Annotated in this window: 21 protein-coding genes, 1 tRNA gene and 1 other annotated feature; of the genes, 12 read left to right on the plus strand and 10 right to left on the minus strand. The window is 52.6% G+C overall.

The features are described 5' to 3' along the window. Window positions 1-136 precede the first annotated feature (136 nt). Window positions 137-212: transfer RNA gene (locus JBO43_RS04190), tRNA-Asn, on the plus strand. A 112-nt stretch (window positions 213-324) separates the two neighbouring features. Here the strand turns inward: JBO43_RS04190 and JBO43_RS04195 are convergent. The 4 genes from JBO43_RS04195 to dacD all read right to left on the minus strand — a co-directional run bounded on the left by JBO43_RS04195 (window position 325) and on the right by dacD (window position 3,747). After that, the gene (locus tag JBO43_RS04195) at window positions 325-660 is read right to left on the minus strand and encodes a DUF496 family protein (RefSeq protein WP_095282548.1); all 336 of its coding nucleotides are present in this window, start codon (window positions 658-660) and stop codon (window positions 325-327) included. A 168-nt stretch (window positions 661-828) separates the two neighbouring features. Further along, complete coding sequence (locus tag JBO43_RS04200) at window positions 829-1,887, minus strand: FUSC family protein (RefSeq protein ID WP_103946152.1); 1,059 nt, start codon at window positions 1,885-1,887, stop codon at window positions 829-831. A 99-nt stretch (window positions 1,888-1,986) separates the two neighbouring features. Next, entirely contained in the window at window positions 1,987-2,460 is a 474-nt protein-coding gene (sbmC, locus tag JBO43_RS04205) for a DNA gyrase inhibitor SbmC (RefSeq protein WP_103946153.1), read from the minus strand. 120 nt (window positions 2,461-2,580) lie between these two features. Further along, window positions 2,581-3,747: a serine-type D-Ala-D-Ala carboxypeptidase DacD gene (gene dacD, locus JBO43_RS04210; protein WP_202673769.1), complete on the minus strand. Its 1,167-nt coding sequence runs from the start codon at window positions 3,745-3,747 to the stop codon at window positions 2,581-2,583. A gap of 198 nt (window positions 3,748-3,945) precedes the next feature. On the opposite strand from dacD, the gene sbcB reads away from it, so the two are divergent. Continuing rightward, on the plus strand, window positions 3,946-5,382 hold the full coding sequence (gene sbcB, locus JBO43_RS04215; RefSeq protein ID WP_202673770.1) for an exodeoxyribonuclease I: 1,437 nt from the start codon (window positions 3,946-3,948) through the stop codon (window positions 5,380-5,382). 62 nt (window positions 5,383-5,444) lie between these two features. Here the strand turns inward: sbcB and JBO43_RS04220 are convergent, their stop codons facing one another. The 3 genes from JBO43_RS04220 to JBO43_RS04230 form a co-directional block, all read right to left on the minus strand. Continuing rightward, window positions 5,445-6,803, minus strand: coding sequence for an APC family permease (locus tag JBO43_RS04220; RefSeq protein ID WP_095282553.1), 1,359 nt, complete (start codon window positions 6,801-6,803; stop codon window positions 5,445-5,447). Between the two features lie 273 nt (window positions 6,804-7,076). After that, entirely contained in the window at window positions 7,077-8,006 is a 930-nt protein-coding gene (locus tag JBO43_RS04225) for a LysR substrate-binding domain-containing protein (RefSeq protein ID WP_095282554.1), read from the minus strand. Between the two features lie 41 nt (window positions 8,007-8,047). Continuing rightward, a complete protein-coding gene (locus JBO43_RS04230; RefSeq protein WP_095282555.1) occupies window positions 8,048-8,872 on the minus strand; it encodes an SDR family oxidoreductase in 825 nt (274 codons plus the stop codon). Window positions 8,873-9,047: 175 nt separating this feature from the next. Between JBO43_RS04230 and hisL the strand changes: the two genes are divergently transcribed. The 9 genes from hisL to hisIE all read left to right on the plus strand — a co-directional run bounded on the left by hisL (window position 9,048) and on the right by hisIE (window position 16,345). After that, a complete protein-coding gene (hisL, locus tag JBO43_RS04235; RefSeq protein WP_099516347.1) occupies window positions 9,048-9,098 on the plus strand; it encodes a his operon leader peptide in 51 nt (16 codons plus the stop codon). Further along, window positions 9,074-9,197: a sequence feature (His leader region), on the plus strand. Its footprint overlaps the gene before it by 25 nt. Before the next feature lie 35 nt (window positions 9,198-9,232). After that, the gene (gene hisG, locus JBO43_RS04240; protein ID WP_095282556.1) at window positions 9,233-10,132 is read left to right on the plus strand and encodes an ATP phosphoribosyltransferase; all 900 of its coding nucleotides are present in this window, start codon (window positions 9,233-9,235) and stop codon (window positions 10,130-10,132) included. A gap of 96 nt (window positions 10,133-10,228) precedes the next feature. Further along, on the plus strand, window positions 10,229-11,533 hold the full coding sequence (gene hisD, locus JBO43_RS04245; protein ID WP_202673771.1) for a histidinol dehydrogenase: 1,305 nt from the start codon (window positions 10,229-10,231) through the stop codon (window positions 11,531-11,533). After that, window positions 11,530-12,591 (plus strand): histidinol-phosphate transaminase, encoded by a 1,062-nt coding sequence (gene hisC / locus JBO43_RS04250; protein ID WP_202673772.1) that lies wholly within the window; start codon window positions 11,530-11,532, stop codon window positions 12,589-12,591. Before hisD ends, hisC begins: the two co-directional genes overlap by 4 nt. Continuing rightward, window positions 12,588-13,655: a bifunctional histidinol-phosphatase/imidazoleglycerol-phosphate dehydratase HisB gene (hisB, locus tag JBO43_RS04255; RefSeq protein WP_095282559.1), complete on the plus strand. Its 1,068-nt coding sequence runs from the start codon at window positions 12,588-12,590 to the stop codon at window positions 13,653-13,655. The genes hisC and hisB overlap by 4 nt, the downstream gene beginning before the upstream one ends. Beyond that, window positions 13,655-14,245 carry an imidazole glycerol phosphate synthase subunit HisH gene (hisH, locus tag JBO43_RS04260; protein WP_202673773.1) on the plus strand — a complete coding sequence of 197 codons (591 nt, stop codon included), beginning with the start codon at window positions 13,655-13,657 and terminating at the stop codon, window positions 14,243-14,245. Before hisB ends, hisH begins: the two co-directional genes overlap by 1 nt. Next, the gene (gene hisA / locus JBO43_RS04265) at window positions 14,245-14,982 is read left to right on the plus strand and encodes a 1-(5-phosphoribosyl)-5-[(5-phosphoribosylamino)methylideneamino]imidazole-4-carboxamide isomerase (protein ID WP_202673774.1); all 738 of its coding nucleotides are present in this window, start codon (window positions 14,245-14,247) and stop codon (window positions 14,980-14,982) included. Before hisH ends, hisA begins: the two co-directional genes overlap by 1 nt. Beyond that, entirely contained in the window at window positions 14,964-15,740 is a 777-nt protein-coding gene (gene hisF, locus JBO43_RS04270) for an imidazole glycerol phosphate synthase subunit HisF (RefSeq protein WP_095282562.1), read from the plus strand. The genes hisA and hisF overlap by 19 nt, the downstream gene beginning before the upstream one ends. Next, window positions 15,734-16,345 (plus strand): bifunctional phosphoribosyl-AMP cyclohydrolase/phosphoribosyl-ATP diphosphatase HisIE, encoded by a 612-nt coding sequence (gene hisIE / locus JBO43_RS04275; protein ID WP_202673775.1) that lies wholly within the window; start codon window positions 15,734-15,736, stop codon window positions 16,343-16,345. Before hisF ends, hisIE begins: the two co-directional genes overlap by 7 nt. 38 nt (window positions 16,346-16,383) lie before the next feature. On the opposite strand, the gene wzzB is transcribed toward hisIE, so the two are convergent. Beyond that, window positions 16,384-17,364, minus strand: coding sequence for an LPS O-antigen chain length determinant protein WzzB (gene wzzB, locus JBO43_RS04280; RefSeq protein ID WP_202673776.1), 981 nt, complete (start codon window positions 17,362-17,364; stop codon window positions 16,384-16,386). 191 nt (window positions 17,365-17,555) lie between these two features. Here wzzB and JBO43_RS04285 point away from each other — a divergent pair, with 191 nt between their 5' ends. After that, window positions 17,556-18,560 carry an NAD-dependent epimerase gene (locus JBO43_RS04285; protein ID WP_202673777.1) on the plus strand — a complete coding sequence of 335 codons (1,005 nt, stop codon included), beginning with the start codon at window positions 17,556-17,558 and terminating at the stop codon, window positions 18,558-18,560. Between the two features lie 147 nt (window positions 18,561-18,707). Here the strand turns inward: JBO43_RS04285 and JBO43_RS22920 are convergent, their stop codons facing one another. Further along, window positions 18,708-19,652, minus strand: a complete 945-nt coding sequence (locus tag JBO43_RS22920; RefSeq protein WP_237729921.1) for a GNAT family N-acetyltransferase — start codon at window positions 19,650-19,652, stop codon at window positions 18,708-18,710. Further along, a complete protein-coding gene (locus tag JBO43_RS04295) occupies window positions 19,653-20,111 on the minus strand; it encodes a GNAT family N-acetyltransferase (RefSeq protein ID WP_202673778.1) in 459 nt (152 codons plus the stop codon). Between the last annotated feature and the right edge of the window lie 102 nt (window positions 20,112-20,213).

Here is a 20,213-nt window from a genome sequence, read left to right on the forward strand (position 1 = left end):
ATCCTGCAAAGTATTTTCCACAAAAAATTGTTGAGAATGACGACAAACTGACGACAGAATCAGCAGTTGAATGAATGAGTGTAAGATCAGGTTTGACAAAAGTTTTTTCGCCGCTAAGATAAGCCTCCTAACCGATTCCTCTGTAGTTCAGTCGGTAGAACGGCGGACTGTTAATCCGTATGTCACTGGTTCGAGTCCAGTCAGAGGAGCCAAATTTGAAAAGCCTGCTTTTAAAGCAGGCTTTTTGCTTTTCTGGGCATGTATATCGGCCATAAAAAAAGCCCCTCAGCTTTCGCAGAGAGGCCTTATCAATTTTCGCGAAAGTTACTCGCTTTTGGCTTCGCCGTTCTTGATTTCGCCAATCACTTTCAGTTTTTTGGAGATGTCGCGACGCTCTTTGGACAGCTCAGCATTTTTGATGATGTAGTCGTCTACGCGATCTTCGTAGTCGGTTTTCATGCTGGCGATAATGCCCTGAATAGCTTCAACGCTCATGCCCGGCTTGATGTAGTCGCTCAGGTTATCAAGCAGCAGAACGCGTTTCTGGTTGTCACGGATCTTCTTCTCAACGTCCTGGATTTCACGCTGCAGTTTGTTTTTGCGGCGGAACAGGCGGACGAATTCCAGAACATCCTGGAACGAAGGCTTGGTAGTTTCCATTTTAATACCCCTGCTAATGTAAGATTCGGATTCGTTTAAGCAACCGCTGTGCAGATAACCTTACTGACAGCCGCTGCGAATGACAAATGGTATATCGTTTAATCCTATCATAACCCCAATCGCTGCTGAATCGAAGCAGCAGCCGTCACATCAGGCTATGGCTGCTTTTTATTTGCGCAGCGCCCGGCAAATGAGATGCGACAACAGTTCAAGCTGTCTCGCCATTTCCATGCTCAACCATACATAGCCGTGAATGGGCGTTTCCGCCACATTGTCACCCTGATGTTCATTAATCAACTGCCTCAACTCCGCTGTGATTTCATTCAGCCGTTCGCTGTTCGCCAGAATCGGCTGCGGATTGCCTTCATACAGCGCGTGAGCGATGGTTAACAGCGTTTGCTGCGTCATCTGCTGCGTTTCCTTGAGCGTATGCGCATTCAGAAGAACAAAGTGGCTGGCGCGCGACGCCCAGTGAGCGTTAATTTGCAGTTCGAGCATACACACCAGATTGCGACTGACCGTCTGAATGGCCTCGAAAATGGATTTCTGAATGTGCGTCTCTTTGCTGGCGGGAGCGATAATGCCGCGCATCTTCACGACATCATTGAGGATTTTTTGCAGGTGTTTTTCGAGCCTTGGGCGTTCGACCAGGTTGGGCGAAAACCCTGCCTGATAGACGCGGTTGAAAGCCGTGACGTAGTTGGCCATCTGAATGCGCCAGTGCAAAAATGCCCGCTGCGGCCAGATACCGGTGAATAGCATCGCCAACAGCGAACCCAGAATCACATCACCGCTTCGCCACAGGGCCGTGGCCATGTCCCCCGCCGGTGCGCCAACCACCACCGATAAGGTGATCCCAATCAGCAGCGCCTGATACGGTTTTTTACCAAGTGCTAACCAGCCGCACAGGAACATCGCCCCGGCGCACCACAGCAGCATGATCGGGAGCGAAATGAGTTCAAGCTTTAGCGCAATCAGCCCCAGGGCGGAGCCAAAAATCGTGCCGCCAATACGCTCAAAGGCGCGCGGCACCACATTCCCCCAGAAAGAGATCGGCCCCATGATCACCACTAGCGTGATGAGCGGCCAGGTGCCCTCAGGGATGTGCAGCAACCTCACCAGAAGGAAGGTGAGAAGAAACGCCAATGCGATGCGGCAACCATGCACGACGCGGTAATTCCGGTACAAACGGATTTCAAAGGGAGTTAATGATTTGTCGGGACGCACACCCGCTCTCCAGCTATACGGCGAATCACAATTGTACTGTGTTTTCTGCCAGACGCATCACGTCCGGCAGAAAAACCCTACAAATAACAGGTGTGCGACTCAACCGACCTTATTTTGCACTGCAACGTACATTTCGATATCCCAGTAACCATCGACATTGCCATCGTTCAGATAGCGCTCAAAACACGGCTTCGGTGCGATCCCGTAGCGGTTATCCTCGAGGAGACTGTTAAAGAAGCTGTACCACGGTGTGCCGAAGTCATGGTTTTCGACTCGCGCCGTGGCGACGGCATAGTCCCCCGCCGCGATTTCAGTGAGGATCACCCCTTCGCTGTTGGCAGGGATTTGAAAATCTTCGCCGACAGTGACAGCTGTATCGCAGCGAAGTTTTTCGGCAGGCACTTCATCGGGATTGTCATAATAAACCGCCACCCATTCCAGTGGCTGAATCTGATTGCCATCGACCCACATCGCCAGTTGCTCAAAACCTTGTTTGACGGTTTGCTCCCACGGGCCAACCAGATGAAAACCGGCAATTTTACGCTTAGGTTGCTGCTTGATGCTGTAGTCCATACTGCCTCCGTTTATTACTGTATATTTATACACTATAAAGCAGATTCGTTATGTCCGGCAAACACGAGATGTTTATTATGTGAGCAGACTCGCAGGAGCGCCAGTCTGCTCTTATGAGCATTAGGCTTTGTGGTGCAGATAGTCGCTCAGACGCGAGAACAGACCGCCCTTACCGACTTTTTCCAGCGTGACTAGCGGCCAGTGCGCGACGACCTTATCGCGGTCGTACAGCTCAATTTCCCCGACGCGCTGATGGGCAGCAATAGGCGCTTCCAGCTCTTTTTTATCGAGGACATACTTGGCTTTGATATTCGCGACTTCACTTTTTGGCAGTGCCAGCCAGTAATCCTGCTCGGTACCAAGTGAAATGTGTTCTTTATCGCCGTACCAGATACGCTCAGTCCCGACCTGTTTGCCGCTACGCAGGATCTGCACGGTATCGAAGTTTTGCTGGCCCCAGTGCAGCAACTTACGCGCCTGTTCTTCGCGACCTTTCGGGCTATCGGCGCCCATGACCACTGCAATCAGGCGACGCTGACCGTCCACCGCCGAGGCGATCAGGTTGAAGCCCGCACCTGAAGTGTGCCCGGTTTTCAGCCCGTCAACGTTCATGGTTTTGTCCCACAGTAAGCCGTTGCGGTTTTGCTGGGTGATGCCGTTCCAGGTGAGGCTCTTTTCACTGTACATGTGGTAGAAATCCGGCTCACCGTGAATAATCGCGCGCGACAGCACCGCCAGATCGTAAGCCGAACTGTGCTGCCCTGGCGCATCCAGGCCGTGCACGGTTTCAAAGTGGGTATCACGCAGATTCAGCTTTTGCACGTAGTCGTTCATCATGCTGACGAACTGCGGCTGACCGCCCGCTACGTGGTCAGCTAACGCCACACAGGCGTCGTTACCGGAATCCACAATCAGGCCACGGCTGAGGTCGCGAACGGTCACGCGATCGCCTGCTTTCAGGAACATCAACGATGAACCGTCAAACACCGGATTGCCTTTCGCCCACGCGTCGCGCCCGACGGTAACAACGTCATCCGGCGTAATACGATGGCTGTCGATCGCACGATCGACCACATAGCCGGTCATCAGTTTGGTGAGGCTTGCCGGATTGCGCTGCTGATGTTCATTACCGGCCGTTAAAATTTGACCCGTGGTGTAATCCATTAGCACCCATGACCCTGCCTGAATGGCCGGGGGCTGCGGCGAATAGTCCAGTGGATCGGCAGCCAGAGCAGAAGTAATACTCGAAGCGAGTAAAGAAACAGCAATAAACAGACGGCGTTTCAACGGTATTTCCTCAGGTCATTTAAAATCGTTGCCCTTTTTACGGAAGTTCTCGCTTCGTTACCTGTTTAAATTGCAAAAAAATGTGACGGGACGCAAAGATTTAGCGGAAGCCAGCGCGCAATTCTGGCGCTGAAAATCGCTTTTTGTTCGGCGTGTCGCCGCCGATCGTTTACCATAGTAAAGTCACTTTTTAACAGGATGGTATTACTGGTGTCTGATTCCGCCGCGCTTCCCACTTTTCTCTTTCACGATTACGAAACCTTTGGCACCAGCCCGTCGCTGGACCGGCCTTCGCAGTTCGCGGCGATCCGCACCGATGCGGATTTTAATATCATCGGTGAGCCGGAGGTTTTTTACTGTAAGCCTGCTGACGACTATCTTCCCCAGCCTGGTGCCGTGATGGTGACCGGCATTACGCCGCAGGAAGCGCGTGAGAAAGGCGTGAATGAAGCCGAGTTTGCCCGTCGTATTCACGACCTGTTTACCGTGCCCAATACCTGCGTGGTGGGCTACAACAACATCCGCTTCGACGATGAAGTTACGCGCAATATCCTGTACCGCAATTTCTATGACCCTTATGCCTGGAGCTGGCAAAACCGTAATTCGCGCTGGGATCTGCTGGATGTAATGCGCGCCTGCTACGCCCTGCGCCCTGAAGGGATCAAATGGCCTGAGAATGACGACGGTTTGCCAAGCTTCCGCCTGGAGCATCTGACGCGCGCCAACGGCATCGAGCACAGCAACGCCCACGATGCAATGGCCGACGTTTATGCCACCATCGCGATGGCCAAACTGGTCAAAACCGCACAGCCTAAACTGTTTGACTATCTGCTGAGCCATCGCAGCAAGCAGAAACTAATGACCCTGATTGACGTTCCACAAATGAAACCGCTGGTGCATATCTCCGGTATGTTTGGCGCCTGGCGGGGAAATACAAGCTGGGTCGCACCGCTGGCGTGGCATCCCGATAATCGCAATGCGGTGATTATGGTTGATTTGGCGGGCGATATTTCTCCCCTGCTTGAGCTGGACAGCGACACCCTGCGCAAGCGTTTATACACGCCGAAAAGCGAGCTCGGCGATAACGCCGCCGTTCCCGTGAAGCTGGTGCATATCAATAAATGCCCGGTGCTGGCGCAGGCAAATACGCTGCGCCCGGAAGACGCCGACCGGCTGGGCGTGAATCGCCAGCTGTGCCTCGATAATCTGAAGGTGTTGCGCGAAAACCCGCAGGTGCGCGAAAAAGTGGTGGCGATCTTCGCCGAAGCCGAGCCGTTTGTGCCGTCGGATAACGTCGATGCGCAGCTCTATAACGGCTTTTTCAGCGATGCCGACCGCGCCGCCATGAACATCGTGTTGCAGACAGACCCGCAGAATTTACCGGCGCTGGATATTACCTTCGCCGATAAGCGCATCGAAAAACTGATGTTTAACTATCGGGCGCGTAACTTCCCTGGCACCCTGGATGAGGCCGAGCAGGAGCGCTGGCTGGAGCATCGTCGCAACGTCTTTACACCTGAGTTCTTGCAGAGCTACGCGCAGGAGCTGGAAATGCTGTATACGCAGTATGAAGGCAATGCAGAGAAACAGGCGCTACTGAAGGCTTTGTATCAGTACGCGCAAGAGATCGTCTGAACATTTCAGGCATAAAAAAACCGGAGCCATGTGCTCCGGTTTTTTTGTATCACGCTCAGTGATTACGCGACATCTTCGTACTGCGGAACCGGGTTGCGGAAGCTTTTGGTCACGCAAGCCAGATACACCAGACCAATACCACCCCAGATAAGACCCAAAATCATGGAGCTTTCTTCCAGGTTAATCCACAGAGCACCAACCGTCATCGCACCGCACAGTGGCAGGAACAGGTAGTTGAAGTGGTCTTTCAGCGTTTTGTTTCGCTTCTCACGGATCCAGAACTGAGAGATCACGGAGAGGTTCACAAAGGTGAATGCCACCAGCGCACCAAAGTTAATCAGCGCCGTTGCGGTGACCAGGTCAAATTTGATCGCCAGCAGAGCAATCGCGCCAACCAGCAGCACGTTCCATGCCGGAGTACGCCATTTCGGATGAATGTAGCCGAAGAAGCGAGTCGGGAACACGCCGTCGCGACCCATCACGTACATCAGACGAGAAACGCCTGCGTGAGCAGCCATACCGGATGCCAGTACGGTGACGCTGGAGAAAATCAGCACGCCCCACTGGAAGGTTTTGCCTGCCACGTACAGCATGATTTCTGGCTGAGACGCATCCGGATCTTTAAAGCGCGAGATGTCCGGGAAGTACAGCTGCAGGAAGTAAGAGGCGCCAATAAACACCAGGCCACCCAGCAGCGCAGTCAGCAGAATCGCACGCGGGATCACGCGTTCTGCGTCTTTGGTCTCTTCAGACAGAGAAGAGATACCGTCAAAGCCGAGGAACGAGAAGCACAGGATGGTTGCACCGGTAATCATCGGCACCACATGTGCGCCTTCAGACCAGAACGGACGGGTGCTGGTCAGCGTACCTGCACCTTCACCATGCGCCACACCGTAGATGATCATCCCGACGATAACCGCCACGATGCCCATCTGCAGAATCACGATCAGGGTGTTGAAGTTAGCGACGGTCTTGATGCTGCGCAGGTTAGAGATGGTCATAAAGGCCACCAGTGCGACAACAAAGATCCACGACGGTACGGAAGGCACCAGCGCTTCAAAGTAAATTTTAGCCAGCAGAATGTTGATCATCGGCATGAACAGGTAGTCCAGCAGTGATGACCAGCCCACCATAAAGCCGACAGCCGGGCTAATGGATTTCTGAGCATAGGTGTACGCAGAGCCAGCGGACGGGAAACGGCGAACCAGTTTGCCGTAGCTCAACGCGGTAAAGAGAATAGCGATCAGCGCAAAGGCATACGCCGTTGCAACGTGACCGTCAGTGAGGCCTGAAACGATACCAAACGTATCGAACAGCGTCATTGGCTGCATATAGGCAAGGCCCATCATGACAACCGGAATCAACGTAAGTGTTTTACGTAATTCCACGCGAGAGGTTTTTGGAGTAGCGTTATGCGACATTAGTTTTCTCCTTTACGGTGAAAACCGCCACGTAAGCAAAAGATTGCCCCATTTTCTGGATTCCTCAGCGACAACAACTGTCGGATTTTAGTAAGTATCTATCCGGTACGAAGCCCGGCCTCTTTGTTTTTAAATGGCGTTTGTTACATGCAAAAAAAATAACCGACGCCTTTTATATCGTCGGTTAATCTCATTTTTTTGCAGCGGCGCATTTTGCCCCATCTTTGGCATAAAAGGCAATAGATTCATAAGCCGTTCACGATTTTCTTTTTACTAAGCGGTTGATATTCCGCCCTCCGGCAAAGTGTAAACGGCAGCGATAGCACTATTTGCTAAAATCTCATCTCGCCACCACGCGCTGGCAAGCCCGGCGGTTTGCTCATTCCACCCCACCCACACCGATTCGCTGTTGGTTTGCGCCAGTACTTGTTTTTCCACCAACGCCCCGCTTTCAATAAATCGCTGTGCCAGATATCGCGGTAAATAGCCGCAGCCCAGCCCGCTAATTTGCAGTTCGAGTTTGGTTTTAAAATCAAAAACAGTAATCGCTTCCTGATCCTCCAGCAATTGCGAAGAGATAGCGCACTCTGGCAGAGAGCTATCTCCCACCACAATCGCACGGCAACCTTTTATGACGCGACGCGGTATGGGCTCGGGTTCCTGAGCAAGGGGATGATGTGGCGCCACCACAAACACCTGTTCAAGGGTGCCAATGCGGGAAAAACCAAAATCACTCGACTGAGGCGGGTCACGTAACGCGCCGACGATAATATCCGCACGCCCTTGTGTCAGCGCTTCCCAGGAACCGCCCAGCACGCCATTGATAAATTTAAGTCGGGTAACGCTGTGGCGTTGGTAAAACGCTTCAATCAGCGGCGAGAGTAAAGAGAAAGGAAAGGTATCGTCCACCCCGATGACCAGCTCGTTTTCCCAGCCCTGGTGCAATTTCACTGCCTGCTTTTCCAGCTCGCGCACCGTATGCAGAACTTCGCGCCCTTTTTCGAGCAGCATCTGGCCTGTTCGCGTGAAACGCGCACGGTGCCCGCTGCGGTCCAGCAGCTGGATATTGAGGTCACTTTCGAGCTTGTGAACGGTGTAGCTCAAGGCCGAGGGGGTTTTGTAGAGCTTCGCCGACGCGGCGGCAAAACTCCCCTCTTTTTCGAGTGCATCGAGGATAATCAGAACATCCAGCAGCGGTTTCATGTTCGCCCCCAAAAGGTGTGCGATAGAACCCGCTGGCGGGGTTATTCCATTGGCATTACCAGCGGATCGGGATATTGATACTCAAATCCCAGTTCACGACAAATACGATTGCCATCAATCACTTTGCCTTGCCCTTCCCCGGATGCATCGCGAAATTGCGGCGGCTCAAGCCCAAGCTGTCGGGCCATCACGGGATAAAATGTGCTACGCGCCGGATGATAGGGCGCACATATATTATAGATGTGCCCGCCCTTTGGAGCCTGCAACAGGAGTGTAATTGCGCCGATAACATCCTCAAGATGCACAAGATTGACACCATGATGACCATTTGGTGCGGTTTTACCGGCAAAGAAGCGTCCCGGATGACGCTCCGGCCCAACCAAGCCCGCGAGGCGCAAAATATCCACCTGGGTACCGGGTAAATTATGCAGCCAGTCTTCCAGCTCTTTCAGCACCCGGCCGCTGGCGGTGACAGGCGCCCGCGCGGTGCTCTCTTTGACCGTCCCTTCAATATCACCATACACCGACGTTGAACTGGTAAAGATTATGCGCGGAATATGATGGGCCAGCGCGCTATCCACAATTTCCTGCATCGCCTGAAGGTAAAAAGTCTCTCCTGGGCCGCTGCGACGAGCGGGAAGCGTAATAACCAGCGCATCCACGTTCATCAACGTATCGAGATCGTCCGTATCGCAAACTAGCTCCGGTTCCAGGCGTAACTCGACACCCTCTATTCCGCACATGCGCGCGGCCTCGACGCCATCCACCGTGGTTTTGCTACCGGTCACCTGCCAGCCTCGTGCCGTTAATGACATTGCCAGCGGCATACCTAACCATCCTAAACCGACAATTGCGACCTTCTTCATGCGTTCTCTCCTGGCTTATACGCGTCTGACTTAAGGCTACGCCAGCACTGCGGAACTGACAATTCATAGCATCAATATGAAATGAATTAATGATAGAAAAAAGCCCTTGCTAAACGCTGTGGATATGGTTTAGGTTAAAAGACATCAGATGCATAAGCATTCACAGAGAATTTATATGACACGCGTTCCTTTTAAAAACCACCATCATCACCATCATCCTGACTAGTCTTTCAGGCGATGTGTGCTGGGAGACATTCAGATCTTCCAGTGGTGCGAGAACGCAAGAGAGAGCCCCCGGAAGATCATCTTCCGGGGGCTTTTTTTTGGACCGTATCCAGACAGGGTAATAAGGACAACAACATGTTAGATAACTCACGTTTACGCATAGCTATTCAAAAATCAGGCCGCCTGAGCGACGATTCACGCGAATTGCTTTCCCGCTGCGGGATCAAAATTAACCTGCACACGCAGCGCTTAATCGCCCTCGCCGAGAACATGCCGATCGATATCCTGCGCGTTCGCGATGACGATATCCCTGGTCTGGTGATGGATGGCGTGGTTGATCTCGGTATCATCGGCGAAAACGTGCTGGAAGAAGAGCTGCTGACCCGTCGTGCACAGGGCGAAGACCCGCGCTATTTCACCCTGCGTCGTCTGGATTTCGGCGGCTGCCGCCTGTCGCTGGCTACCGCCGTCGATGAAGCCTGGGACGGTCCTGCTGGGCTGAACGGCAAGCGAATTGCCACCTCTTACCCTCACCTGTTGAAACGCTACCTCGATCAAAAAGGCGTGCAGTTCAAATCCTGTCTGCTGAACGGTTCTGTTGAAGTGGCTCCGCGTGCCGGTCTGGCCGATGCCATTTGCGACCTGGTCTCAACCGGCGCGACGCTTGAAGCCAACGGCCTGCGTGAGGTGGAAGTGATTTATCGCTCGAAAGCGTGCCTGATTCAGCGCGACGGCGAAATGCCGGACGCTAAACAGCAGTTGATCGACCGCCTGCTGACCCGTATTCAGGGCGTGATTCAGGCGCGCGAATCGAAATACATCATGATGCACGCCCCTACCGAACGTCTCGATGAAGTGATTGCCCTGCTGCCAGGCGCGGAACGTCCAACCATTCTGCCGCTGGCGGGCGATCAGCAGCGCGTGGCGATGCACATGGTCAGCAGCGAAACCCTGTTCTGGGAAACCATGGAAAAGCTGAAAGCCCTGGGTGCCAGCTCCATTCTGGTGCTGCCAATTGAGAAAATGATGGAGTAATTCCACTCATGTTGCCCGGTGGCGTTTTGCTTACCGGGCCTACAAGACCCGTAGGCCGGATAAGCAACGCGCCATCCGGCAAAAAGGAAGACGATTATGAGCTTTAACTCCATCATCGACTGGAACACCTGCAGCACTGAACAACAACGCGAACTGCTGATGCGCCCGGCTATTTCCGCCTCAGAGAGCATTACCCGCACCGTGGCGGAGATCCTGGATAACGTTAAAGCCCGTGGTGATGAAGCGCTGCGCGAATACAGCGCAAAGTTTGATAAGACTGAGGTCGGCGCACTGAAGGTGACGACTCAGGAGATCGACGACGCGTGCGAACGTCTGGGCGACGACATCAAACAGGCGATGGCCGTGGCGGTGAAAAATATCGACACCTTCCATACCGCGCAAAAATTGCAAACTGTCGATGTTGAAACCCTGCCCGGCGTTCGCTGCCAGCAGGTGACGCGTCCTGTCGCCTCCGTCGGGCTGTATATTCCCGGCGGTTCGGCGCCGCTGTTTTCCACCGTCCTGATGCTGGCGACCCCGGCGCGTATTGCCGGTTGTCAGAAAGTGGTGCTCTGCTCCCCACCGCCGATTGCCGATGAGATTCTGTATGCCGCAAAACTGTGCGGTGTTCAGGATATTTTTAAAGTGGGTGGCGCTCAGGCCATTTCCGCTCTGGCGTTTGGCACCGAGTCTGTGCCGAAAGTCGATAAAATTTTTGGGCCAGGCAATGCGTATGTGACCGAAGCGAAACGCCAGGTCAGCCAGCGTCTGGACGGTGCGGCGATTGATATGCCTGCCGGTCCGTCGGAAGTGCTGGTGATTGCCGACAGCGGCGCGACGCCCGATTTTGTGGCTTCCGATCTGCTTTCTCAGGCCGAGCACGGTCCCGATTCCCAGGTGATCCTCCTGACACCGGACGCCGACATGGCGAAACGTGTGGGCGAAGCGGTTGAACGCCAGCTGGCAGAACTGCCGCGTGCCGAGACGGCGCGCCAGGCACTTTCCGCCAGCCGCCTGATCGTGGCGGAGTCGCTGGAGCAGTGCATCGCGATTTCTAACCAGTACGGTCCTGAGCACCTGATTATTCAGACCCGCGACGCGCGTTCTCTGGTCGATAGCATTACCAGCGCCGGTTCGGTGTTCCTCGGTGACTGGTCGCCAGAATCCGCCGGTGATTACGCCTCAGGAACTAACCACGTGCTGCCGACCTACGGCTACACCGCAACCTGTTCCAGCCTCGGGCTGGCGGACTTCCAGAAACGCATGACCGTGCAGGAGTTGTCCCGCGAAGGTTTTGCCACCCTCGCCTCCACCATTGAAACGCTGGCCGCCGCCGAGCGCCTGACCGCCCACAAAAACGCCGTGACGCTGCGCGTTGCCGCCCTGAAGGAGCAAGCATGAGCATTGAAGAATTAGCCCGCGAAAACGTTCGTCGACTGACGCCCTATCAATCTGCTCGCCGTCTGGGCGGCAATGGTGATGTCTGGCTGAACGCCAACGAATTTCCGACGGCGGTCGCGTTTGAACTTTCACAGCAGACCCTGAACCGCTACCCGGAGTGCCAGCCAGCCGCAGTGATTGAGAATTACGCCCAGTATGCCGGGGTCAAGCCGGAGCAAGTGCTGGTGAGCCGTGGGGCCGATGAGGGTATCGAGCTGCTGATCCGTGCCTTCTGCGAGCCAGGCAAAGATGCCGTGCTTTACTGTCAGCCAACCTACGGCATGTACAGCGTCAGCGCCGAAACCTTTGGCGTCGAGTGTCGCAACATTTTGTCTCTGGATGACTGGCAGCTCGATCTCCCAACCATTGCCGAGAATCTTGACGGTGTGAAAGTCATTTTCGTCTGCAGCCCGAACAACCCGACCGGACAAATCATTAATCCGCAAGACATCCGTACCCTGCTGGAGATGACGCGCGGTAAAGCGCTTATTGTCGCCGATGAGGCCTATATTGAGTTTTGTCCGCAGGCAACGCTCGCAGGCTGGCTGGAAGAGTATCCGAATCTGGTGGTGCTGCGCACGCTGTCGAAAGCCTTTGCGCTCGCCGGTCTGCGCTGCGGATTCACGCTGGCCAATAAAGACGTTATCGATCTGCTGATGAAAGTGATCGCCCCGTATCCGCTGTCTACGCCGGTCGCCGACATCGCCGCCCAGGCATTGGCTCCGCAGGGTATCAATGCGATGCGCGAGCGTGTGGCGCAGATCCTGGTGGAACGTCAGTATCTGATCAGCGCCCTGAAAACGCTGCCGTGCGTGGAGCAGGTTTTCGACTCTGAAACCAATTACATCCTGGTGCGCTTTACCGCCTCCAGCGCCGTATTTAAATCTTTGTGGGATCAGGGCATTATCTTACGAGACCAAAACAAACAACCTTCCCTGAGCGGCTGTTTGCGCATTACCGTAGGCACCCGGGAAGAGAGTCAGCGCGTAATTGACGCCCTGAAAGCGGAGAAAGTATGAGCCAGAAGACCCTTTTTATCGATCGCGATGGCACCCTCATTTCGGAGCCACCGAGTGACTATCAGGTCGATCGTTTCGACAAACTGGCTTTTGAACCGGATGTGATTCCCGTTCTGCTTAAGCTGCAGAAAGCGGGCTACAAGCTGGTGATGATAACCAATCAGGACGGACTGGGCACCGACAGCTTCCCGCAGGCCGATTTCGATGGCCCGCACAACCTGATGATGCAGATCCTTACCTCGCAGGGCATTGCCTTTGATGAGGTGCTGATTTGCCCACATCTTCCGGCGGATAATTGCGACTGCCGCAAACCGAAAGTGAAGCTGGTCGAGGGTTATCTTGCCGAAGGCGTGCTGGATAAAACCAACAGCTACGTGATTGGCGATCGCGCCACCGATATTCAGCTCGCCGAAAACATGGGCATTCAGGGACTACGCTATAACCGCAGCGAATTAAACTGGGCGACGATTGGCGAGCAACTGACGAAGCGCGACCGTTACTCCCACGTCGAGCGCAACACCAAAGAGACGCAAATTGACGTGAAAGTGTGGCTGGACCGCGAAGGTGGCAGCAAAATTCACACCGGCGTCGGCTTCTTCGATCACATGCTGGATCAGATCTCGACCCACGGCGGGTTCCGCATGGAGATCAACGTCAAAGGCGATCTGTACATCGACGATCACCACACCGTGGAAGATACCGGCCTGGCGCTGGGCGAAGCGCTGAAGCTGGCGCTGGGCGATAAGCGCGGTATCAACCGTTTTGGCTTTGTGCTGCCGATGGACGAATGTCTGGCCCGCTGTGCGCTGGATATTTCCGGTCGCCCGCACCTGGAATATAAAGCCGATTTTACCTATCAGCGCGTCGGTGATCTGAGCACCGAGATGGTCGAGCACTTCTTCCGCTCGCTCTCTTACACAATGGGCGTAACGCTGCACCTGAAAACCAAAGGCAAAAACGATCACCACCGCGTCGAGAGTCTGTTCAAAGTCTTTGGCCGTACGCTGCGCCAGGCGATCCGCGTGGAGGGCGATACCCTGCCTTCGTCAAAAGGAGTGCTGTGATGAACGTGGTTATTCTGGACACCGGATGCGCCAACCTTAACTCGGTGAAATCCGCCATCGCTCGCCACGGCTATGATCCCGTCGTCAGCCGTGACCCGGATGTGGTGCTACGCGCCGACAAACTCTTTTTACCAGGGGTCGGGACCGCGCAGGCGGCGATGAACCAAATCCACGAGCGCGAGCTGGTCGAGCTGATTAAAGCCTGCACCCAGCCAGTGCTGGGGATTTGCCTGGGGATGCAGATCCTCGGGCGTCGTAGCGAAGAGAGCAACGGCGTAGACCTGTTGGGCATTATTGAAGAAGACGTGCCGAAGATGACTGATTTCGGCCTGCCGCTGCCGCACATGGGCTGGAACCGCGTGTATCCAAAAGCGGGCGACCGCCTGTTTCGTGGCATCGAAGATGGGGCGTATTTCTACTTCGTGCACAGCTACGCCATGCCGCTGAACCCGTACACCATCGCCCAGTGCAATTACGGCGAGCCGTTCACGGCAGCGGTCAACAAAGATAACTTCTTTGGCGTGCAGTTTCACCCCGAGCGTTCGGGTGCGGCGGGCGCGCAGTTGCTGAAAAACTTCCTGGAGATGTGATGATCATTCCCGCATTAGATTTAATTGACGGCACGGTTGTCCGTCTCCATCAGGGCGATTACGGCCAGCAGCGCGACTACGGTAACGATCCGCTGCCGCGCTTGCAGGATTATGCGGCGCAGGGCGCAGAAGTGTTGCACCTCGTCGATCTCACAGGCGCAAAAGATCCGGCTAAACGCCAGATCGCACTGCTGAAAACCCTGGTCGCAGGCGTCAACATCCCGGTGCAGGTGGGTGGTGGCGTGCGCTCTGAAGAGGATGTCGCCGCACTGCTGGAAGCGGGAGTCGCGCGCGTGGTGGTCGGTTCAACGGCGGTCAAAGACCCGGAACAGGTCAAAGGCTGGTTCCGCCGCTTCGGCGCCGACGCACTGGTGCTGGCGCTGGATGTGCGTATTGACGAGCATGGCAACAAGCAGGTGGCGGTCAGCGGCTGGCAGGAAAACTCTGGCGTTACGCTGGAGGAGTTGGTCGAGATTTATCTCCCCGTTGGACTGAAACATGTTTTGTGTACGGATATCTCCCGCGACGGCACGCTGGCGGGCTCCAACGTCTCGCTGTATCAGGAAGTGTGCGCCCGTTATCCGCAGGTGGCTTTCCAGTCATCGGGGGGTATTGGCGATCTAGCGGATATCGCCGCACTGCGCGGAACCGGCGTGCGCGGCGTGATTGTCGGTCGCGCTTTACTGGAAGAGAAGTTTACTGTGACGGAGGCGATTCAATGCTGGCAAAACGGATAATCCCATGTCTGGACGTGCGCGACGGCCAGGTGGTGAAAGGCGTGCAGTTCCGTAATCACGAAATCATCGGCGATATCGTACCACTCGCCAAACGCTACGCTGACGAAGGCGCGGACGAACTGGTGTTTTACGATATCACCGCCTCCAGCGACGGCCGCGTGGTAGATAAGAGTTGGGTCGAGCGCGTGGCAGAAGTTATCGATATTCCATTTTGCGTGGCGGGCGGGATTAAATCGGCGGAAGACGCCGCGCAAATCCTCTCTTTCGGCGCAGACAAGATCTCCATCAATTCCCCTGCTCTCGCAGACCCGGAGCTGATTACCCGTCTGGCAGATCGCTTTGGCGTGCAATGTATCGTGGTCGGGATTGATACCTGGTATGACGCCGCCACCGGCAAATATCACGTCAATCAATATACCGGCGACGAAAACCGCACCCGGGTGACCCAGTGGGAAACGCTGGAATGGGTGCAGGAAGTGCAGAAACGCGGTGCGGGTGAAATTGTGCTGAACATGATGAACCAGGACGGCGTGCGTAACGGCTATGACCTGGAGCAACTCAAAAAAGTGCGCGCGGTATGCCGCGTACCGATGATTGCCTCCGGCGGCGCAGGAACGATGGAGCACTTTCTGGAAGCCTTCCGCGATGCGGATGTCGACGGTGCGCTGGCCGCATCGGTGTTCCATAAACAGATTATCAATATTGGCGAGTTAAAAACGTACCTGGTCAATCAGGGCGTGGAGATTAGGGTATGTTAACTGAACAACAACGGGCGCAGCTGGACTGGGAAAAAACGGACGGATTATTGCCGGTGGTTGTGCAACATGCCGTCTCTGGCGAAGTCCTGATGCTGGGCTATATGAACCAGGATGCGCTGAGTACGACGCTTGAAAGTGGAAAAGTGACCTTTTTCTCGCGCACCAAACAGCGTCTGTGGACCAAGGGCGAATCGTCCGGCCATTTCCTCAATGTGGTGAGCATTACCCCTGACTGTGATAACGACACCCTACTGGTGCTGGCAAACCCGATCGGGCCAACCTGCCACCTGGGCACCAGCAGCTGTTTTGGCGACGCGAACCACCAGTGGCTGTTCCTGTATCAGCTTGAGCAACTGCTTGCGGAACGTAAAACTGCCGATCCGGAAAGTTCATATACGGCGAAACTTTACGCCAGCGGAACCAAGCGCATTGCGCAGAAAGTCGGGGAAGAAGGCGTTGAAACGGCACTGGCGGCAACCGTAAACGATCGCGATGAGCTGACCAATGAAGCGTCGGATTTGATGTATCACCTGCTGGTGTTGCTCCAGGATCAGGAGCTGGATTTAACGGCGGTGATTGAGAATTTGCGTAAGCGACACAAATAAAAAAGACCGGGGAAACCCGGTCTTTTTTTGCCTGCTTATTAGGCTCTTGGTTTGTAGTTACGCAGCGCGTTGCGCCCCAGCACCACACCGGAACCGATAATCCCGCCCAGCAGCACGGCCAGAATCAGCGTAATCGCTTTCTTCGGGCTGTCGCGACGGATAGGCAGGTCTGGTTTCATCACATAACGGTAGGCATGGATGGTTGACGGATCAACATTCAGATTCTGAATATCCAGCAAGTTCTGTTTGGTCTGATAATAGGCCGGGGAGAAGACCAGCGGACGAGTTGACTCATTCTGAATCATGGAGTTCAACGCTTCGCTACCCAGCAGGAACATGGTGTCCTGCGTGACGTCCTGGGTTTGTTGGATTTGAGGTGCGGTGATTTTCGCCGCCTCAGCGAACTTCACCGCCTCAGCGATTTGTTTGATTCGAAGGTCTTTTTGTTCCTGAGCCACTTTTTCCTGGTTTTCCAGAGAATCATTCAGGGCTGTGATTTGCTGTTTAATATTGTCTTTCAGGTCAACATCCAGCTCTTTAGCCGTCTGTTCATCAACCTGCTGAATATACTGTGCCAGTTGTTTCTGCGCGGCTTCAGCCGACTCGCCCACGTAGGAGACATTCAGAGGCAATGGCTGACCTTTAACAGCGGCATCAATGGTTAATTTTTCAGGCGCTTCCTGGTTATCAAGCGACTGCGCTAACGCCGAGAAAGCAGAGTTAAAACGTCCGACAACACGAAGTTGTGTATCCAACATGCCTGGAGCAGAAGAACCGTAAAGGATGTTAAGCGCGTTGGTATAGGTAGCAATTTGTGCAGCATCGGGTTGCGTGATGATTGCACTAGAGGTCCATTTCTCTTTGGCAAAGGCGATGTATACACCAGCAAGCACTATCGCGACGGCAACAAATGCAGCAATTGTCCACTTCCCACGCCATAGCTGCATCACCAAATCAATTAAATCTATCTGTTCTGGGTCATTTTGACTTCTGACCTCATTATTGCTGTTCTGGGACATACAATCCTTAACGAAATATCTACGCAAAAATAATATTTAGCTAGTGTATCGCTTGTTGGCAAATTTTCTATAAGAATCCTGTGAGTTATCTGCTGACTGGTGAAGTTTTGCTTACATCCGGCTTAGGGGTATGATGAGCGCCATTGTATTACGCTATGCAGTTAGCGACTTTGAATCTAAAGAGGATGGATATGAAATTTCTGGTCACCGGTGCAGCAGGTTTTATTGGCTCAAACGTCAGCAAGCGTCTTTTGGACGCAGGGCATCAGGTTGTCGGGATTGACAATCTCAACGACTATTACGATGTGAATCTGAAGCAAGCGCGACTGGATCTCCTGACCTCAGACAATTTCAGCTTCCACAAGCTCGATCTCGCCGATCGTGAAGGGATGGCAGCGTTGTTTGCCAACGAGAAATTTGATCGTGTGATTCATCTGGCGGCCCAGGCCGGTGTACGTTACTCGCTGGAAAACCCGCATGCCTACGCGGATGCCAACCTTATCGGCCATCTGAACGTACTGGAAGGTTGCCGCCACAACAAGGTTCAGCATCTGCTGTATGCGTCTTCCAGTTCGGTTTACGGCCTGAATCGCAAAATGCCCTTCTCGACCGATGATTCAGTCGATCACCCAGTGTCCCTCTACGCAGCGACCAAGAAAGCTAACGAACTGATGTCGCATACCTATTCGCATCTTTATAATTTGCCAACGACGGGTCTGCGTTTCTTTACGGTGTATGGCCCGTGGGGTCGCCCGGATATGGCGCTGTTCAAGTTCACGAAAGCGATGCTCGAAGGCAAAAGTATTGATGTGTACAACTACGGCAAGATGAAGCGTGATTTCACCTACATTGACGACATCGCAGAAGCCATTATCCGTCTGCAGGATGTAATTCCGCAGGCCGATGCCAACTGGACGGTGGAAACAGGGACACCAGCAACCAGTTCTGCTCCGTATCGCGTCTATAACATCGGTAACAGCTCGCCGGTTGAACTGATGGATTACATCACGGCGCTGGAAGAGGCGTTGGGCATCGAAGCTGACAAGAATATGATGCCGATTCAGCCGGGCGACGTACTGGAAACCAGCGCGGATACCAAAGCGCTGTATGAGGTGATTGGTTTCAAACCTCAGACTTCTGTAAAAGAAGGCGTGAAGAACTTCGTGGACTGGTATCGCGATTTTTATAAGGCCTGAGTTTTATTTCGGTCAGTTGGCATCCTCAGGGATGCCAACTTCTTTTAGTTAAAAAGATTAGATTTAAAAATAATAAAACCGCCCGAAGGCGGTTTTATTCGAGTGTTTAATCCAATATAAAATATAAGCTCATGAGGAGCTGATATATCACTCACACCGTGGGTAGATTTCATAGAAATCATGAACAACTGCTCTTGCTCCAAAACCCTCTTTTTGCGAGATCAATCCCTCATTTAACACTCTACCCTGCTCCTCATTGGAAATTCCAAAATCAAAATAAGCTCGATCTGCGTAAGTATTTTTCACAAGATAATCAATGAGCCCGTCAAGCGCACCGACCTGTCGCCCCTGTTCTGAGTTAAACAGATACTGGGTGTGAACAGTATTCCCAACTTCAAAAATGACGGCCCCAGATACTTCTTCATTGTTTAAAGAAGCGGTATAGAATTTTATATTCTTAGGGAATGTTTCATGAAGATATTTAATTTCGTCGACAGTATGCACCGGGTTTACACCATGAACTCGCTGCAATACTGTCGTTAAATTACTCCAGAAGCTATTGATATCCGAGCTTTCTTGATAAACCATGCCTGATTCAGATGCTTTTTTAACAATCCATTTTCGCCCTTTAGAATACTTTATCTGTTTTTCTAATTTTATTGTTGAGCTAACATCTCTGCGAATCAATTTAGCACCGATTCGAAATAGCGCATATAAATCTTCGTCACAAGGCATATCATGATAAATATATGGTATCCGCTTATATATCAGTGATGTTAACTTATTGACAGACAAATATTCTTGCAAAGTTTCAAATACAGATAATATCTCGTTCTGCTTTGCAGATGCTTTGATTAATAAGCCGCCAAATGTTAATCCTTGATGAGAAATCAACTGATCTTCAGAGATATTTGCAGGCAAAAGCGCAATAAGTGAATCTTTGTCATCATAAATCATCAATGAATGATCAATAAATCGGGAAGAGTGATAGTCCATATATTTTCTTAGGAAGAAAAAATGACTATTTTTAGCTAAAGACACAAACTCGTTCCAGATAATACTATCTTCGCTTTGATATTTTTTAACAAACACTTACGCTACCCTCATCGTCATTTCTATTAAATCATCTCTTTGTGTCGAGACAATAAATCCTTCTCTCTGATAAGCACGTATTGCTCGTTGGTTATCAGAACAAACATTTAAATAAATTAGATTAATATCTAAGCGTTTCGCTTCGAGCCTTATAAAATCAAGAATGGAAGTAAAGAGTCCTTTTCCCCAATAATTTTTTTCGCCAATATAGCCAAAATACTCAGCACTCGATGAGGTTATTTTCTTGAGTCCCACCACACCTATAGGGAAATCGTTGCACTCCATCCCCCAAACTTTATAATCATCTCTTGGTAACGAATCAAAAAATGCTCTTTGTTGCGTCTGTGTAAAGTCAGGGGTATTTGTAAGCTTTTTTATTTCAACATCATTAAGCCAGCCCCATGATTTAGCTAAATATATTTCATCAAATGTTACAAATCTTAAAGTATAACTTGACATTAAAAACCTCAGCCGATGAAAGATAAAGTAATATGTTTAAAAGAATTTAGTTCTTATAGCGGCCAAACGTCTAAGCTAAGACGTGGCCAGTTAGATAACTGG

Origin of the sequence: Lelliottia jeotgali (assembly GCF_016771845.1) — a bacterium.
GTDB lineage: Bacteria > Pseudomonadota > Gammaproteobacteria > Enterobacterales > Enterobacteriaceae > Enterobacter > Enterobacter jeotgali.

Coding starts and splice junctions, on each gene's coding strand:
- JBO43_RS04220 (WP_095282553.1), bottom strand. CDS start 6,803: ATGTCGCATAACGCTACTCCAAAAACCTCTCGCGTGGAATTACGTAAA.
- sbmC (WP_103946153.1), bottom strand. CDS start 2,460: ATGGACTACAGCATCAAGCAGCAACCTAAGCGTAAAATTGCCGGTTTT.
- JBO43_RS04195 (WP_095282548.1), bottom strand. CDS start 660: ATGGAAACTACCAAGCCTTCGTTCCAGGATGTTCTGGAATTCGTCCGC.
- hisG (WP_095282556.1), top strand. CDS start 9,233: ATGTTAGATAACTCACGTTTACGCATAGCTATTCAAAAATCAGGCCGC.
- JBO43_RS04285 (WP_202673777.1), top strand. CDS start 17,556: ATGAAATTTCTGGTCACCGGTGCAGCAGGTTTTATTGGCTCAAACGTC.
- hisB (WP_095282559.1), top strand. CDS start 12,588: ATGAGCCAGAAGACCCTTTTTATCGATCGCGATGGCACCCTCATTTCG.
- hisF (WP_095282562.1), top strand. CDS start 14,964: ATGCTGGCAAAACGGATAATCCCATGTCTGGACGTGCGCGACGGCCAG.
- hisH (WP_202673773.1), top strand. CDS start 13,655: ATGAACGTGGTTATTCTGGACACCGGATGCGCCAACCTTAACTCGGTG.
- hisA (WP_202673774.1), top strand. CDS start 14,245: ATGATCATTCCCGCATTAGATTTAATTGACGGCACGGTTGTCCGTCTC.
- hisD (WP_202673771.1), top strand. CDS start 10,229: ATGAGCTTTAACTCCATCATCGACTGGAACACCTGCAGCACTGAACAA.
- hisIE (WP_202673775.1), top strand. CDS start 15,734: ATGTTAACTGAACAACAACGGGCGCAGCTGGACTGGGAAAAAACGGAC.
- sbcB (WP_202673770.1), top strand. CDS start 3,946: ATGGTATTACTGGTGTCTGATTCCGCCGCGCTTCCCACTTTTCTCTTT.
- JBO43_RS04230 (WP_095282555.1), bottom strand. CDS start 8,872: ATGAAGAAGGTCGCAATTGTCGGTTTAGGATGGTTAGGTATGCCGCTG.
- hisC (WP_202673772.1), top strand. CDS start 11,530: ATGAGCATTGAAGAATTAGCCCGCGAAAACGTTCGTCGACTGACGCCC.
- wzzB (WP_202673776.1), bottom strand. CDS start 17,364: ATGTCCCAGAACAGCAATAATGAGGTCAGAAGTCAAAATGACCCAGAA.
- JBO43_RS04225 (WP_095282554.1), bottom strand. CDS start 8,006: ATGAAACCGCTGCTGGATGTTCTGATTATCCTCGATGCACTCGAAAAA.
- JBO43_RS04295 (WP_202673778.1), bottom strand. CDS start 20,111: ATGTCAAGTTATACTTTAAGATTTGTAACATTTGATGAAATATATTTA.